Source organism: Streptomyces sp. NPDC046915, assembly GCF_040644935.1.
GTDB lineage: Bacteria > Actinomycetota > Actinomycetes > Streptomycetales > Streptomycetaceae > Streptomyces.
Window position 1 is genome coordinate 465447 of sequence record NZ_JBEYXB010000002.1, and the last position, 15343, is coordinate 480789.

Below are 15343 nucleotides of genomic sequence, written 5' to 3' on the forward strand. Positions count from 1 at the left end.
CCGAGGGGCACGCGGGGGACACGGCGGACTGATCGGAGCTCCCGGAAACACTCAGGGCCAGGCGGAGGAATGATCCTCTGACCTGGCCCTGAGCCCTATGGAGCGGGCGACGGGAATCGAACCCGCGTAGCTAGTTTGGAAGACTAGGGCTCTACCATTGAGCTACGCCCGCACGTGTGCGCCGCAGATCCCAGGACCGCGGCACAGGAGGCATCGTAGCGGGTCGCATGCCACACAGGCCAACGCGTTGGTCTGCGGGGATTCCGTGGGGGCGGTCGTGCGGGAAAGCGGCCGACGTGACCGGTGCGGGCATGTACCCTACGTGTCGCACCAGCACGGGGTGTGGCGCAGCTTGGTAGCGCGTCCGCTTTGGGAGCGGAAGGCCGTGGGTTCAAATCCCGCCACCCCGACCACAGACTCACGTCACCGTGATGATCGCCTTTTGGGGCGCTGAGCGGCTGCGGTTACTATGCAAGCTGCGCGCCCGTGTGTCCCGGCCCACTCGGCCTACGAACTCCTCCGGGCGGCGAAATCCGCCGGACCTGTCTGGCTCGGCAGAAACCAAGAAGTCAGCCACAAGGAGACCGAACCGTGAAGAGCGCCGTGGAGACCCTGAACCCGACCCGGGTTCGGCTCACTGTCGAGGTGCCCTTCGAGGAGCTCAAGGACAGCCTCGACGCGGCGTACAAGAAGATCAACCAGCAGGTCACGGTGAAGGGCTTCCGCAAGGGCAAGATCCCGGCCCGGGTCATCGACCAGCGGTTCGGTCGCGGTGCGGTGCTGGAAGAGGCCGTCAACGACGCGCTCCCGAAGTTCTACACCGAGGCGGTCAACGAGGCCGAGCTCAGCCCGCTGGGCCAGCCCGAGGTCGACATCACCGAGCTGAAGGACGGCGAGACGCTGAACTTCACCGCCGAGGTCGACATCCGCCCGGCCATCGAGATCCCGGACTACTCCGGCATCGAGGTCGAGGTCGACGCCGTCGAGGTCAGCGACGAGGACGTGGAGAAGTCGGTCGAGCAGCTGCGCGAGCGCTTCGCCTCCACCTCCCCGGTCGAGCGTGCCGCCGAGGACGGCGACGTCGTGACCATCGACCTCCAGGCCAAGGTCGACGGCGAGGTCCTCGAGGACGGCGTCGCCGAGGGCGTCTCGTACACGATCGGCTCCGGTGAGCTGCTGGACGGCATCGACGACGCCGTGAAGGGCCTGTCCGCCGACGAGGAGGCCACCTTCGCCTCCGAGCTCAAGGGCGGCTCCGCCGCGGGCCAGGAGGCCGAGGTCACCGTCAAGGTCACCCAGGTCGCCGCCCGCGAACTGCCCGAGCTGGACGACGACTTCGCGCAGCTCGCCTCCGAGTTCGACACGCTCGAGGAGCTCAAGGCCGACAGTCGCAAGCGGCTGGCCAACATGAAGCAGTACGACCAGGCCACGCAGGCCCAGGAGCGCGTCCTGGACAAGCTGCTGGAGCTCGTCGAGGTGCCCGTCCCCGAGAAGCTGCTCGAGGACGAGATCAACACCCGTAAGCACAACCTCGAGCACCACCAGCTCGGCCAGATGGGCCTCGACCTCGACAAGTACCTGGAGCTCCAGGGCAAGACCGCCGAGGAGTTCGAGACCGAGACCCGCGAGGCCGCGGTCAAGGGCATCAAGACCCAGTTCGTCCTCGACGAGCTGGTCAAGCTGGAGAAGCTCAACGTCAACCAGGAGGAGCTCACCGAGCACCTCATGCGGCGCGCCGCCTCCTCCGGCATGTCCCCCGACCAGTTCGCCCAGGCCGTCGTCGAGGGCGGCCAGGTGCCCCTCCTCGTCGGCGAGGTCGCCCGCGGCAAGGCCCTGGCCGTCGTGGTCGAGGCCGCCACGGTGAAGGACACCAACGGCGAGATCGTCGACCTGGACGACGAGGAGGAGACCGAGGCCGCCGAGGCCGAGGCCGAGGCTCCGGCCGCCGAGGCTGCCGAGGCCGCCGAGGAGAAGACCGAGGGCTGAGCCCTACGGCGCCTCTGAAGCACTCAGGGCGGGCCCCGGGGACATTGCTCCCCGGGGCCCGTCTGCCTACCTGAACGCACCGCCCTCCTACGAACCGCGACCGCCGATCCACCGGAGGTCACCGCTACGCCCCCGGCGAACACCCCCTTCCACGGGATTCCCCGAAGGGGCCCGCGCGTTAGGGTCCATGAATACGGGGGCAGGGGAGTCCCCGAACCCCAGCCCCTGGCAGGGAACACGTGAGACGGCCCGGCGCCGTCGTAAGACGAGCAGGTGGATACGTGACGAATCTGATGCCCTCAGCCGCCGGCGAGCCTTCCCTCGGCGGTGGCCTCGGCGACCAGGTCTACAACCGGCTGCTCAACGAGCGGATCATCTTCCTCGGCCAGCAGGTTGACGACGACATCGCCAACAAGATCACTGCACAGCTGCTGCTCCTTGCCGCCGACCCGGACAAGGACATCTACCTCTACATCAACAGCCCCGGCGGCTCGGTGACGGCCGGCATGGCGATCTACGACACCATGCAGTACATCCCGAACGACGTGGTCACGATCGGCATGGGCATGGCGGCCTCGATGGGTCAGTTCCTGCTCACCGGCGGCACCGCCGGCAAGCGTTTCGCCCTGCCGCACACGGACATCATGATGCACCAGGGCTCCGCGGGCCTCGGCGGTACGGTCTCGGACATCAAGATCCAGGCCCAGTACCTGCTGCGCACCAAGAAGACCATGTCCGAGCTGACCGCGCTGCACTCCGGCCAGACCGTCGAGACGATCATCCGCGACGGCGACCGTGACCGCTGGTTCACCCCGGAGGAGGCCAAGGAGTACGGTCTCATCGACGAGATCATCACGCTTGCCTCCGGTGTTCCGGGAGGCGGCGGCACCGGTGCCTGACCGGCCCGGCTTCGCTCCGCACCGCCGAGACTCCACTCCCCAGAACGCCACCAGGACGGTGAATACGCACATGAACGACTTCCCCGGCGCCGCCAGCGGCCTGTACGAGGGGCCGCGCCCCGACAGCCGCTACGTCATCCCGCGCTTCGTCGAGCGCACCTCCCAGGGCATCCGCGAGTACGACCCTTACGCGAAGCTCTTCGAGGAGCGTGTGATCTTCCTCGGCGTCCAGATCGACGACGCCTCCGCCAACGACGTCATGGCGCAGCTGCTGTGCCTGGAGTCGATGGACCCCGACCGGGACATCTCGATCTACATCAACAGCCCCGGCGGCGACATGACCGCCCTCACGGCGATCTACGACACGATGCAGTTCGTGAAGCCGGACATCCAGACGGTCTGCATGGGCCAGGCGGCCTCCGCCGCGGCCATCCTGCTCGCCGCGGGTACGCCCGGCAAGCGCATGGCACTGCCGAACTCCCGCGTGCTGATCCACCAGCCGGCCGGCAGCACCGGCCGCGGACAGCTCTCCGACCTGGAGATCATCGCCAACGAGTTCACGCGGATGCGTGAGCAGCTGGAGAACATGCTGGCCAAGCACTCCAACCGGCCGATCGAGCAGGTCCGCGAGGACATCGAGCGGGACAAGATCCTCACGGCCGAGGAAGCGCTGGAGTACGGCATCGTCGACCAGATCATCTCGACCCGGAAGATGAACAACGAATCCGTCCGCTGACGCGGGGTGATGTTGTCGTCTGCCACCCTTGGCATGATTTGACCCGGTGCGCGGAAAGGTGCACGTCAAAGTGAACCGTGCCAAGGGGGGCCCGAACGGGGGGCCCGGCAAGGTACCGTCGGAATAAGGCAGCACCAGGAGCCGCTGGACTCGTAGCGTCCAGGCGTCTCCCAGGCGAAGGGGAAGCACACCGTGGCACGCATCGGTGACGGCGGCGATCTGCTCAAGTGCTCGTTCTGCGGCAAGAGCCAGAAGCAGGTCAAGAAGCTCATCGCAGGGCCCGGTGTGTACATCTGCGACGAGTGCATCGATCTCTGCAACGAGATCATCGAGGAGGAGCTCGCGGAGACGAGCGAGGTGCGCTGGGAGGAACTTCCCAAGCCCCGCGAGATCTACGAGTTCCTCGAAGGCTATGTAGTCGGGCAAGAGGCAGCCAAGAAGGCGCTCTCAGTCGCGGTGTACAACCACTACAAGCGGGTCCAGGCCGGCGAGAACGGCGGGGCCCAGGGCCGGGACGACGCCATCGAGTTGGCGAAGTCCAACATCCTCCTGCTGGGCCCCACGGGTTCGGGCAAGACGCTCCTCGCCCAGACCCTGGCCCGCATGCTGAACGTGCCGTTCGCGATCGCCGACGCGACGGCGCTCACGGAGGCGGGGTACGTCGGCGAGGACGTCGAGAACATCCTGCTGAAGCTGATCCAGGCGGCGGACTACGACGTCAAGAAGGCCGAGACCGGGATCATCTACATCGACGAGATCGACAAGGTAGCCCGAAAGAGCGAAAACCCGTCGATCACCCGGGACGTCTCGGGCGAGGGCGTGCAGCAGGCCCTTCTGAAGATCCTGGAGGGCACGACCGCCTCCGTCCCGCCGCAGGGCGGCCGCAAGCACCCGCACCAGGAGTTCATCCAGATCGACACGACGAACGTCCTGTTCATCGTGGGCGGTGCCTTCGCGGGCCTGGACAAGATCATCGAGTCGCGGGCCGGTGCGAAGGGCATCGGCTTCGGCGCGACGATCCGCTCCAAGCGCGAGCTGGAGTCCAAGGACGTCTTCGAGGACGTCATGCCGGAGGACCTGGTCAAGTTCGGCATGATCCCCGAGTTCATCGGCCGCCTCCCGGTGATCACCTCGGTCCACAACCTGGACCGCGAGGCCCTGCTCCAGATCCTGGTCGAGCCCCGCAACGCGCTGGTCAAGCAGTACCAGCGCCTCTTCGAACTCGACGGCGTGGAACTGGACTTCGAGCGCGAGGCCCTCGAAGCCATCGCCGACCAGGCCATCCTCCGCCAGACCGGCGCGCGAGGCCTGCGCGCCATCATGGAGGAGGTCCTGATGTCGGTGATGTACGAGGTCCCCTCGCGGAAGGACGTGGCGAGGGTCGTCATCACGGCGGACGTCGTCCACTCCAACGTCAACCCGACCCTGATCCCGCGGGACGCGCGGGGGCGGGGCTCTGGCGAGCAGAAGACGGCGTAAGCATCTCGGCGTCGACGGGCAGGCACCCTGTGGTGGGTGCCTGCCCGTTGGCGTGTCGGACAGGGACGATCGGATCGAGTCATCGTTCCGGCGGGACCAATGGCTTTCCAGAGGGCGAAGCGCATGGCGGCCGGTGTGGTGGCGGCGGCAGGTGCCCTGCCGATCCTCGTGGCCTCACCGGCGAGCGCCACGCAGAGCGCGTGCAGCAACTACGTGGCCAGCCATGGGTACTTCGCCGGCACGAAGGTGAAGGCGGCCTGCGGTCACGAGCATCTCCCGGTCGGGGCCAACCCGCTGTGTCTGACCGGCTTGATCACCATCCAGGTGGACAGCACCACGGCGCAGCACGCTTGCAGACTTGCCTGAGTCGAGTCGCCAATACGGGACGGGGCGCCCGCGGTAACCGCTGGGCGCCCCGTTGGTGTCTCCCTGCGTCAGGCCTTGACGCGCACGTCGTTGCGGAGCTTGGCCGCGAGGGCTGACACGTCGTCGACCGAGCCGCCGTCGCCGCTGGCGAGTTGGGCGAGGCCGAAGGACGTGACGACCGCGACCGTGCTGTGGTCACCCCAGATGCACATGGGCATCTTGACGGTCTTCGCCGCGCCGGCGCCCGTGCTCGAGGAACTGTCGTTCTTGAACTGGGCCACCTGGCACTTCATGATGCCGTTCGAGAAGCCCGTCGGGTGTACCGCCTCGGGGCTGCCGATCATCGTGCCCTGGGACTCCTTGTCCTTCTCGGACTCCGACTTGACCTTGGCGAACATGGAGTCGACAACGGCCTCGGGGTCGTCGATGGTCCCGTAGACACCGCTGAAGGAGAGGTTCTTCTGGCTCAGGCCCGTGCCCTGCTTGTAGCCCGCGCTGACGTCCGTCGGGTTCTTCACGCCCCACTTCTCGAAGTCCGCCTTGTCGTCGGCGGTCATGCTGTCAGTGGAGCCGGCGCTGTCCGACTTCTTGTACGTCCCGTTGATCACCTGCGCGGGCGCGGTCAGCTTGTGCGCACCGTCGTCCGTGACGCCGCCGGCGCCGCTGTTGCCCTTGCCGATCACGAAGAAGACCCCCACCGCGACCGCCGCCACGACCGCCACGGCGCCGATGATCAGGCCCGTCTTCTTCTTGCCGCCGTCGGGCACGGGCGGCTGGGGGACGGTGGGGTAGGGCTGCTGGCCGTACGGCGGCTGCTGGCCGTACGGGTTCGGCTGCTGGGGGGCGCCCTGCTGCGGGTAGCCGTACCCGGGCTGCGGCGGGGCCGGAGGCGTCTGCTGGGGGTAGCCGTAGCCGGGCTGCGGAGCCTGCGGCGGCTGCTGGCCGTACGGGCCCGGCTGGCCGTACGGTCCAGGCTGCTGGGGCTGCTGGCCGTACGGGCCCGGCTGGTTGTGACTCATTTCTGGGTTCCCCTCCAGACTGCTTATGTGTTCCTGACATCCTGGCCCAGGCGCAGAAGCCGCACGGCATCGGGGGTCTCACCGTTACAGAACAAAGGCGTTTCGGGACCACGCCGTGACACCTCTAAACTGACCCCGTGACCGAGAACGCTCAGCAGCAGCCACCAGCGCCCGACACCGAACTGCCGACCCAGTACGCGCCGGCCGATGTAGAGGGGCCGCTGTACGAGCGCTGGGTAGAGCGCGGTTACTTCGAGGCCGACGCGAAGAGCGACAAGCCTCCGTACACGATCGTCATCCCACCGCCGAACGTCACCGGCAGCCTGCACCTCGGGCACGCCTTCGAGCACACGCTCATCGACGCCCTCACGCGACGTAAGCGCATGCAGGGGTACGAGACGCTGTGGCAGCCGGGCATGGACCACGCCGGCATCGCCACGCAGAACGTCGTGGAACGGGAGCTCGGCAAGGAGGGCAAGTCCCGGCACGACCTGGGCCGGGAAGCCTTCGTCGAGCGCGTCTGGCAGTGGAAGGCCGAGTCCGGCGGGCAGATCGGCGGGCAGATGCGGCGCCTCGGCGACGGCGTCGCCTGGTCCCGTGAGCGGTTCACCATGGACGAGGGGCTGTCCCAGGCCGTCCAGACCATCTTCAAGCGCCTCTACGACGACGAGCTGATCTACCGCGCCGAGCGCATCATCAACTGGTGCCCCCGGTGCCTGACGGCCATCTCGGACATCGAGGTCGAGTACCAGGACGACGACGGCGAGCTCGTCTCGATGAAGTACGGCGAGGGGGACGACACCATCGTCGTCGCCACCACCCGTGCCGAGACGATGCTCGGTGACACCGCCGTCGCCGTCCACCCCGAGGACGAGCGGTACAAGCACCTGGTCGGCAAGCTCATCAGGCTGCCGCTGACCGACCGCTCCATCCCGGTCGTCGCGGACGAGCACGTCGACCCCGAGTTCGGCACCGGCGCCGTCAAGGTCACCCCGGCCCACGACCCGAACGACTTCGAGATCGGCCAGCGCCACAACCTGCCGTCCCTGACCGTCATGGACGAGCACGCCGTCATCACCGCCCACGGCCCCTTCCAGGGCCTGGACCGGCTGGAGGCCCGCTCGGCGATCGTCGCCGCGCTGCGCGCCGAGGGCCGGATCGTCGCCGAGAAGCGGCCGTACGTCCACAGCGTCGGCCACTGCTCGCGCTGCAAGACCACCATCGAGCCGCGGCTGTCCATGCAGTGGTGGGTCAAGGTCGGCCCGCTGGCGAAGGCGGCCGGTGACGCCGTCCGCGAGGGCAAGGTCAAGATCCATCCGCAGGAGATGGAGAAGCGGTACTTCGACTGGGTCGACAACCTCCACGACTGGTGCATTTCCCGTCAGTTGTGGTGGGGTCACCGGATTCCGGTCTGGTACGGCCCGAACGGCGAGGTCGTCTGCGTCGGCCCCGACGAGGAGCCGCCCGGCACCGAGGCGGAGGGCTGGAAGCAGGACACCGACGTCCTCGACACCTGGTTCTCCTCCGGCCTGTGGCCGTTCTCCACGCTGGGCTGGCCCGAACAGACCGAGTCGCTCGCGAAGTTCTACCCGAACTCCGTCCTGGTCACCGGCTACGACATCCTCTTCTTCTGGGTCGCCCGGATGATGATGTTCGGCCTGTACGCGATGGACGGCACCCCGCCGTTCCACACCATCGCCCTGCACGGCATGGTCCGCGACCAGTTCGGCAAGAAGATGTCGAAGTCCTTCGGCAACGCGGTCAACCCGCTGGACTGGATGGACAAGTACGGCAGCGATGCGCTCAGGTTCACTCTGGCCCGTGGCGCGAACCCGGGTGTCGACGTCCCCATCGGCGAGGACTGGGTCCAGGGCTCCCGCAACTTCGCCAACAAGATCTGGAACGCGACGCGCTTCGCGCTGATGAACGGCGCGACGGTGGACGGGCCCCTGCCGGCCCCGTCCGCGATGTCGGCGACGGACCGCTGGATCCTCTCCCGGCTCAACTCCGTCATTGCCGAAGTCGACGCGTTCTACGACGACTTCCAGTTCGCCAAGCTCTCCGACGCCCTCTTCCACTTCGCGTGGGACGAGGTCTTCGACTGGTACGTCGAGCTGTCCAAGACGACGTTCCAGGCGGGCGGCGAGCCGGCCGAGGTCAGCAAGCGGGTCCTCGGCGAGGTCCTCGACGTCACGCTGAAGCTGCTGCACCCGGTGGTCCCGTTCGTCACGGAGACCCTGTGGACCACCCTCACGGGCGGTGAGTCGGTCGTCATCGCCGACTGGCCGACGGACAGCGGCTTCAGGGACGCGGCGGCGGAGAAGGAGATCGAGAGCCTCCAGTCCGTCATCACCGAGGTCCGCCGCTTCCGCGCCGACCAGGGCCTCCAGCCGGGGCAGCGGGTCCCGGCCCGCCTGGCCCTCGACGGCACGGCGCTCGCCCCGCACGAGGCCGCCATCCGCCAGCTGCTGCGCCTCCAGCCGGAGGGTGACTCCTTCACCGCGACCGCGACCCTTCCCGTCGCGGGTGCCGAGGTCGCCCTCGACCTCTCCGGCACGATCGACGTGGCGGCGGAGCGCAAGCGCCTGGCCAAGGACCTGGCGGCCGCGGAGAAGGAGAAGGCCCAGGCCACGGCCAAGCTCGGCAACGAGGCGTTCCTGGCGAAGGCGCCGGACAACGTGGTGGAGAAGATCCGCACGCGGCTGGCGAAGGCGGACGAGGACATCGCGCGGATCGCCGCGCAGCTGGAGCGGTTGCCGCAGGCGTAGGCAGCGGTACACGGGCGAAGGCCCCCGGACTGTCAGGTTCCGGGGGCCTTCGCCCGTCTCTGTCACCGGGGCTCCGTAGACTGGATCCCGTGAGCGACCTCCCCCCGCACGACAGCGACCAGCCCGACCCCCTCGACTCCTTCGACGAGATCGTCGCGGCCGAGACCGACCGCGACCCCGACCTCGCCGTGATCGAGGCCGGCAGCCGTACCCTGCGCACGCAGGGCGGGCCGCCGGAGGCTGACGTCCCCACGCGGCCCGAGGACCCCGAGGTCGACAAGGCGCTGCGCGAGGTCGAGGGAGAGCTGGCGACACGCTGGGGCGAGACCAAGCTGGAGCCCTCCGTCAGCCGGATCTCCGCGCTGATGGACGTCCTGGGCGAGCCGCAGCGCTCGTACCCCTCGATCCACATCACGGGAACCAACGGCAAGACCTCCACGGCCCGCATGATCGAGGCGCTGCTCGGCGCCTTCGAGCTGCGCACCGGCCGCTACACCTCGCCGCACGTGCAGTCGATCACCGAGCGGATCAGCCTGGACGGCACCCCGATCACCGCCGAGCGGTTCATCGAGACGTACCAGGACATCAAGCCGTACGTGGAGATGGTCGACGGGCAGCAGGAGTTCCGGCTCTCCTTCTTCGAGGTGCTCACCGGCATGGCGTACGCGGCCTTCGCGGACGCGCCCGTGGACGTGGCCGTCGTCGAGGTGGGCATGGGCGGCTCCTGGGACGCCACCAACGTCATCGACGGGGACGTCGCCGTCGTCACCCCCATCGACCTCGACCACACCGACCGGCTCGGGGAGACGCACGCCGAGATCGCCGGCGAGAAGTCCGGGATCATCAAGCAGGACGCGACCGTGATCCTGGCCCAGCAGCCGGTGGACGCGGCGCAGGTGCTGCTGAAGAAGGCGGTGGACGTCGACGCGACCGTGGCCCGGGAAGGGCTGGAGTTCGGCGTCGTGGCGCGGCAGGTCGCGGTCGGCGGGCAGCTGCTGACGCTGCGCGGGCTGGGCGGCGAGTACGAGGAGGTCTACCTCCCGCTGCACGGTGCCTACCAGGCGCACAACGCGGCCGTGGCGCTCGCCGCCGTCGAGGCGTTCTTCGGGGTCGGCGCGCAGCGGGCGGAGCGGCTGGACATCGACGCCGTCCGCAAGGCCTTCGCGGCGGTCTCCTCGCCGGGCCGGCTGGAGGTCGTACGGCGGTCGCCCACCGTCGTGCTGGACGCGGCGCACAACCCGGCGGGCGCGCGGGCGACCGCGGATGCCGTGGGGGAGGCGTTCGACTTCAGCCGGCTGATCGGTGTGGTCGGGGCCAGCGGCGACAAGAACGTGCGCGGGCTGCTCGAGGCCTTCGAGCCGCTGTTCGCGGAGATCGTCGTCACGCAGAACTCCAGCCACCGGGCGATGGACGCCGACGAGCTGGCCGCGGTCGCCGTCGAGGTGTTCGGCGAGGAGCGGGTGCAGGTCGAGCCGCGGCTGCCGGACGCGCTGGAGGCGGCGATCACGCTGGCCGAGGAGGAGGGCGAGTTCGCCGGCGGCGGTGTGCTCGTCACGGGTTCCGTCATCACGGTCGGCGAGGCCCGGCTGCTGCTGGGAAGGGGCTGAGGGCTGCCATGCGTACGCTCTGTTCCTCGACCTTGATCGGGGAGTTCTTCATCATCGGCTTCGCGGGGCTGGTGGCGATGAAGGACCAGGACCTGTCCGCGTCGACGGTGTGGACGGTGTGCGGCCTCGCCATGTTCCTGAGCGTGGCGCTGTGCGGCATGGTGACCCGGCCCGGGGGCGTGGCCCTCGGCTGGGCCCTCCAGATCGCGCTGGTCGCCTCCGGGTTCTTCGTCCCGATGATGTTCATCCTGGGTGCGGTGTTCGCGGCGCTGTGGTGGGCGTCGGTGCATTTCGGGCGGAAGGTGGACGAGGCGAAGGCGAGATTCGCGGCGCAGGCGGAGAGCTCGACCACGGCTGACGCTGCGTAAGAGGCGCCCGGACACGCCCTGTAATCTCGTGCCACCGCATATGTCAGTCAGAAGGAGCCCCCCGTGACCCAGCGCACCCTCGTCCTGCTCAAGCCCGACGCCGTCCGTCGCGGCCTGACCGGCGAGATCATCAGCCGCATCGAGCGCAAGGCCGGCTGGCAGATCACCGCGCTGGAGCTGCGCACGCTGGACCAGGACACGCTGGAGCAGCACTACGGCGAGCACAAGGGCAAGCCCTTCTACGAGCCGCTGGTGGAGTTCATGGCCTCCGGCCCGGTCGTGGCCATGATCGTCGAGGGTGAGCGGGTCATCGAGGGCCTGCGCGCCCTGGCCGGCCCCACCGACCCGGTCGCCGCGCCTCCCGGCTCCATCCGCGGCGACTACGGCGTCATCGTCCGCGAGAACCTGATCCACGCCTCCGACTCCGAGGAATCGGCCAGCCGCGAGGTCAAGATCTTCTTCCCCACCCACGCCTGATCCCTGCCGGGGGCTGAGCGGGCCGGGTCCGGACAGCCCGAGCCGGGTCCTCCGGGGACGCATGATGGGCTGCCCACCGGGCCGGACGCCGGGGACCGGAGACGGGCTGCCTCGACAGGTCCCCGCGCATCTGCGCCCGCCCCGTCCCGCCGCGCTGCCGGGGGGCGTACCGCGTCCCATGTCTCCCCCCGCGGGGTCCCATGCCTGCCGGCCAGGGGCGGGTGGCCGGCCCGCGTCCGGACGGGTCAGGTTCCCGGGGCCATGCCTGATTGCTGCCGGCCCCTGCCGGGGGTTGCGCGGCGAGGGCCCGCCGGGACTGGGTGCCGGGGGCTATGAGCGGGCAGCCCAGGGCAGGACCCGCGTCGCGGCGTCCACACCGTCCCGCCGGGCCGGGTGTCCGGCCCCCGTCCAGGCGTGTCAGGCTCCGGGCCGCGCTGGATCCCTCCGGGGGTTGTGCGGGGAGGGTGTTCGCCGGGCGCCGGGGGCCGGAGGCGGGCTGTCTCGGCCGGCGCCATGCCCGCCGGGTCGGCCGGGCCTCACCTGATCCCCGCGGCTCCTGCCGGGTCGTGCTGCCACAGCGGTGTCAGGGGGGCGAGGGTGTCGGGCCGGGCCGTGTCGGTGTCGTCGCGCTCGCGGGCGGGTTCGTACCCGTGCTCGGGCGAGCCGTTCGGGCACCGGAGGCCGCGCGCTGCCCCCTGGGCGGACCTGCTCGCGTAGCGCCGCCCCCGCTCGTGCCCATCCGACTCAGCCGGGCCGTGCGGCGGCGTCCGTATCGTGTGTCCGCCGGGTCGGCGCGGGCGGCCTGTGAACCTCGCTTGCCGAGGCTCGGCAGTGGTGGCCCTCGGATCGGGGCGGGCGGTCCGTCAGGCTGCTCGGCCGGGGCCGCGCGGCGGCGCACCTCGCGTCCGCCGGACGGGGCGGTCGGCCCGCAAGTCCGCTCGGCCAAGCTCCGGCAGCGGCGTTCGCGTCGCGTGCCCGCCGGGTCGGCGTGGGCGGCACGTGGATCCCGCTCGCCGAGGCCCGCTCAGCGGTGGCCCGCCCGTAAGTCCGCTCGGCCAGGCCCCGCGCAGCGGGCGTCCGTGTCGTGTGTCCGCCGGGTCGGGGCGAGCCGCCCGTAAACCCTCTCGCCGAGGCCCGCGCAGCGGCACGCGTCGCCGGCCTGCAAGCCGGCTCGGCCGAGCTTCGGGCAGCGGTGGCCGTGTCGTGTGTCCGCCGGGTCGGTGCCGGCGGCGGGGTTCCTGGAGGGAATTTTCCGGGGATTTTTCTGAGGGGGCGTCACCTCGACGCGCCCGCTGAGCTGCGGCGCCGGTACCTTTTCGACCATCGCTTGGCATATGCGTGCCGATCGGGGGAACGCGTGCCCCTGTTGGGCCGTCTCCACAAGCGAGGCACTCGCCCATCTGCTGACAATGGCGAAGACCCTCGCGCAGTGTTCGTGCAGGCCCGTTTACCATGGAGGCCTTCACGTCACAGCACCCACCTCGCCTACCTGAAAAGCCCTCAAAAGCTCGTGGGAAGGCCAGACGAATCCTCATGGGGAACTCAATGTCGTTCATCGGCCGTGACATGGCTGTCGACCTCGGGACCGCCAACACGCTGGTGTACGTCAGGGGTCGCGGGATCGTACTCAACGAGCCGTCCGTCGTCGCGATCAACACGAACACCGGTGGCATCCTCGCGGTCGGGGCCGAAGCGAAGAAGATGATCGGGCGGACCCCGGGCAACATCGTCGCCGTACGTCCGCTGAAGGACGGCGTCATCGCCGACTTCGAGATCACCGAGCGCATGCTCCGCTACTTCATCCTGAAGATCCACAAGCGGAGGTACCTCGCCCGGCCGCGTGTCGTCGTCTGTGTGCCCTCCGGTATCACGGGAGTCGAGCGCCGCGCCGTCATCGAGGCGTCGTCCCAGGCGGGTGCCCGCCAGGTGCACATCATCGAGGAACCCATGGCGGCGGCCATCGGCTCCGGCCTGCCGGTCCACGAGGCCACCGGCAACATGGTGGTGGACATCGGCGGCGGCACCACCGAGGTCGCGGTCATCTCGCTCGGCGGCATCGTCACCGCCCAGTCCATCCGCGTCGCGGGCGACGAACTGGACAACGCGATCATCCAGCACATCAAGAAGGAGTACAGCCTCCTCCTCGGTGAGCGGACGGCCGAGCAGATCAAGATCACGATCGGGTCGGCGTACGAACTCGACGCCGACGAGCACACCGAGATCCGCGGCCGGGACCTCGTCTCCGGACTGCCCAAGACCGTCGTCATCTCCGCCGCCGAAGTACGCAAGGCGATCGAGGAGCCCGTCAACGCGATCGTCGACGCCGTGAAGACCACTCTGGACAAGTGCCCGCCGGAGCTGTCCGGCGACATCATGGACCGGGGCATCGTGCTCACCGGCGGCGGCGCCCTGCTGCGCGGCCTCGACGAGCGGCTGCGCCGCGAGACCGGTATGCCCATCCACATCGCCGAGGACCCGCTGGACAGCGTGGCGCTCGGCTCCGGCAAGTGCGTCGAGGAGTTCGAGGCGCTCCAGCAGGTACTTGACGCCCAGCCGCGCAGATGACGTAACTCTTCGATTCCGCCGTACGAGATGATCTCCTCTCGTACGGCGGATCGTTGATATAGAGGCATAAGCTCCGACAAGTTCATTCCCCAATCGCATTCCAATGAGGAAGGGCACGGCCGCCGCACGTGAGGGACACGAAAGAGAGCCGGCTGCTCCTGGTGCTGCTGATCGCCATCGCGTTCGCACTGATCACGGTGGACATCCGCGGCGGCCAGAACTCTCCCGTAGACGGTGCCCGGCAGGCCGCGGCCGCGGTCTTCGGCCCGATCGAGGACGGGGTGTCGTCGGCGGTCGACCCGGTCGGCAACGCCGTCTCCGCGGTCCGTGACTCCGGTGAGCGACACGACCGGCTCGCGCGGCTGGAGAAGGAGAACGCGGCTCTCAAGGCCAAGCTCGGCAGCAGCGACCGCAACCGCAGCCGCCTGGGGCAGCTCGACAAGATGCTGAAGATCGCCGGCGAGGGCCAGTACGGCATCAAGGGCGCCGAAGTCATCGCCATAGGCTCGGCGCAGGGTTTCTCCTGGACCGTCACCATCGACGTCGGCGCCAACGACGGCATCAAGCGGGACATGACCGTGCTCAACGGCGACGGCCTGGTCGGACGCGTCACCACCGTCGGCCCGGACACCTCCACCGTGCTGCTCGCCAACGACCCCGACTTCACCGTCGGCACCCGCATGGAGGGCAGCGACGAACTCGGCTTCGCCTCCGGGCAGGGCGACCGCCCGCTGCGCGTCGAACTCCTCAACGGCAAGGCCGAGGTGAAGAAGGGCGACCGGCTCGTCACCTTTGGCTCCCAGGCCGACAAGCCGTTCGTGCCCGGTGTCCCGGTGGGTGTCGTCTCCCGCATCGATCCCTCCGGCGGCGGCCTGACCCGCACCCTCTACGTCACCCCGTTCGTCGGCTTCAGCAAGCTGGACATCGTGGGTGTCGTCGTCGAGGCCCCGAAGAAGGACCCGCGTGACGAGGTGCTGCCGGCCAAGCCGAAGCCGACCCCGACGCCGACGGTGACCGTGACGGTCACCCCGTCGTCCGACGCGACCGCCAACGACCAGCAGCAGTAGTAGGAG

12 protein-coding genes and 2 tRNA genes are annotated in these 15343 nt (G+C 69.2%); 12 read left to right on the forward strand and 2 right to left on the reverse strand.

Features of this window, described 5'->3' with window-relative positions; all coding sequences use genetic code 11:
• Nucleotides 1-98: 98 nt before the first annotated feature.
• Nucleotides 99-172: transfer RNA gene (locus ABZ915_RS06855), tRNA-Gly, on the reverse strand.
• A gap of 164 nt (nt 173-336) precedes the next feature.
• Between ABZ915_RS06855 and ABZ915_RS06860 the strand changes: the two genes are divergently transcribed.
• From ABZ915_RS06860 to ABZ915_RS06885, 6 genes are all read left to right on the forward strand, one after another.
• Nucleotides 337-413: transfer RNA gene (locus tag ABZ915_RS06860), tRNA-Pro, on the forward strand.
• 178 nt (nt 414-591) lie between these two features.
• Nucleotides 592-1986 carry a trigger factor gene (tig, locus tag ABZ915_RS06865; protein WP_361796995.1) on the forward strand — a complete coding sequence of 465 codons (1395 nt, stop codon included), beginning with the start codon at nt 592-594 and terminating at the stop codon, nt 1984-1986.
• Between the two features lie 293 nt (nt 1987-2279).
• Nucleotides 2280-2885 (forward strand): ATP-dependent Clp protease proteolytic subunit, encoded by a 606-nt coding sequence (locus ABZ915_RS06870; RefSeq protein WP_361797734.1) that lies wholly within the window; start codon nt 2280-2282, stop codon nt 2883-2885.
• A 70-nt stretch (nt 2886-2955) separates the two neighbouring features.
• On the forward strand, nt 2956-3621 hold the full coding sequence (locus ABZ915_RS06875) for an ATP-dependent Clp protease proteolytic subunit (RefSeq protein ID WP_361796998.1): 666 nt from the start codon (nt 2956-2958) through the stop codon (nt 3619-3621).
• A gap of 192 nt (nt 3622-3813) precedes the next feature.
• Nucleotides 3814-5100, forward strand: a complete 1287-nt coding sequence (gene clpX, locus ABZ915_RS06880) for an ATP-dependent Clp protease ATP-binding subunit ClpX (protein ID WP_361456725.1) — start codon at nt 3814-3816, stop codon at nt 5098-5100.
• Between the two features lie 99 nt (nt 5101-5199).
• Nucleotides 5200-5466: a hypothetical protein gene (locus ABZ915_RS06885; protein ID WP_361797001.1), complete on the forward strand. Its 267-nt coding sequence runs from the start codon at nt 5200-5202 to the stop codon at nt 5464-5466.
• Nucleotides 5467-5534: 68 nt separating this feature from the next.
• On the opposite strand, the gene ABZ915_RS06890 is transcribed toward ABZ915_RS06885, so the two are convergent.
• Nucleotides 5535-6485, reverse strand: coding sequence for a hypothetical protein (locus ABZ915_RS06890; RefSeq protein ID WP_361797004.1), 951 nt, complete (start codon nt 6483-6485; stop codon nt 5535-5537).
• 137 nt (nt 6486-6622) lie between these two features.
• Between ABZ915_RS06890 and ABZ915_RS06895 the strand changes: the two genes are divergently transcribed.
• From ABZ915_RS06895 to mreC, 6 genes are all read left to right on the forward strand, one after another.
• Nucleotides 6623-9253, forward strand: coding sequence for a valine--tRNA ligase (locus ABZ915_RS06895; protein WP_361797007.1), 2631 nt, complete (start codon nt 6623-6625; stop codon nt 9251-9253).
• Nucleotides 9254-9342: 89 nt separating this feature from the next.
• Entirely contained in the window at nt 9343-10860 is a 1518-nt protein-coding gene (locus ABZ915_RS06900) for a folylpolyglutamate synthase/dihydrofolate synthase family protein (protein ID WP_361797010.1), read from the forward strand.
• 8 nt (nt 10861-10868) lie between these two features.
• Nucleotides 10869-11228: a DUF4233 domain-containing protein gene (locus tag ABZ915_RS06905; RefSeq protein ID WP_361797013.1), complete on the forward strand. Its 360-nt coding sequence runs from the start codon at nt 10869-10871 to the stop codon at nt 11226-11228.
• Between the two features lie 63 nt (nt 11229-11291).
• Nucleotides 11292-11705 carry a nucleoside-diphosphate kinase gene (gene ndk / locus ABZ915_RS06910; RefSeq protein WP_361797015.1) on the forward strand — a complete coding sequence of 138 codons (414 nt, stop codon included), beginning with the start codon at nt 11292-11294 and terminating at the stop codon, nt 11703-11705.
• Nucleotides 11706-13250: 1545 nt separating this feature from the next.
• Nucleotides 13251-14270, forward strand: a complete 1020-nt coding sequence (locus ABZ915_RS06915; protein WP_266514304.1) for a rod shape-determining protein — start codon at nt 13251-13253, stop codon at nt 14268-14270.
• A gap of 128 nt (nt 14271-14398) precedes the next feature.
• A complete protein-coding gene (mreC, locus tag ABZ915_RS06920; protein ID WP_361797018.1) occupies nt 14399-15337 on the forward strand; it encodes a rod shape-determining protein MreC in 939 nt (312 codons plus the stop codon).
• Nucleotides 15338-15343 lie beyond the last annotated feature (6 nt).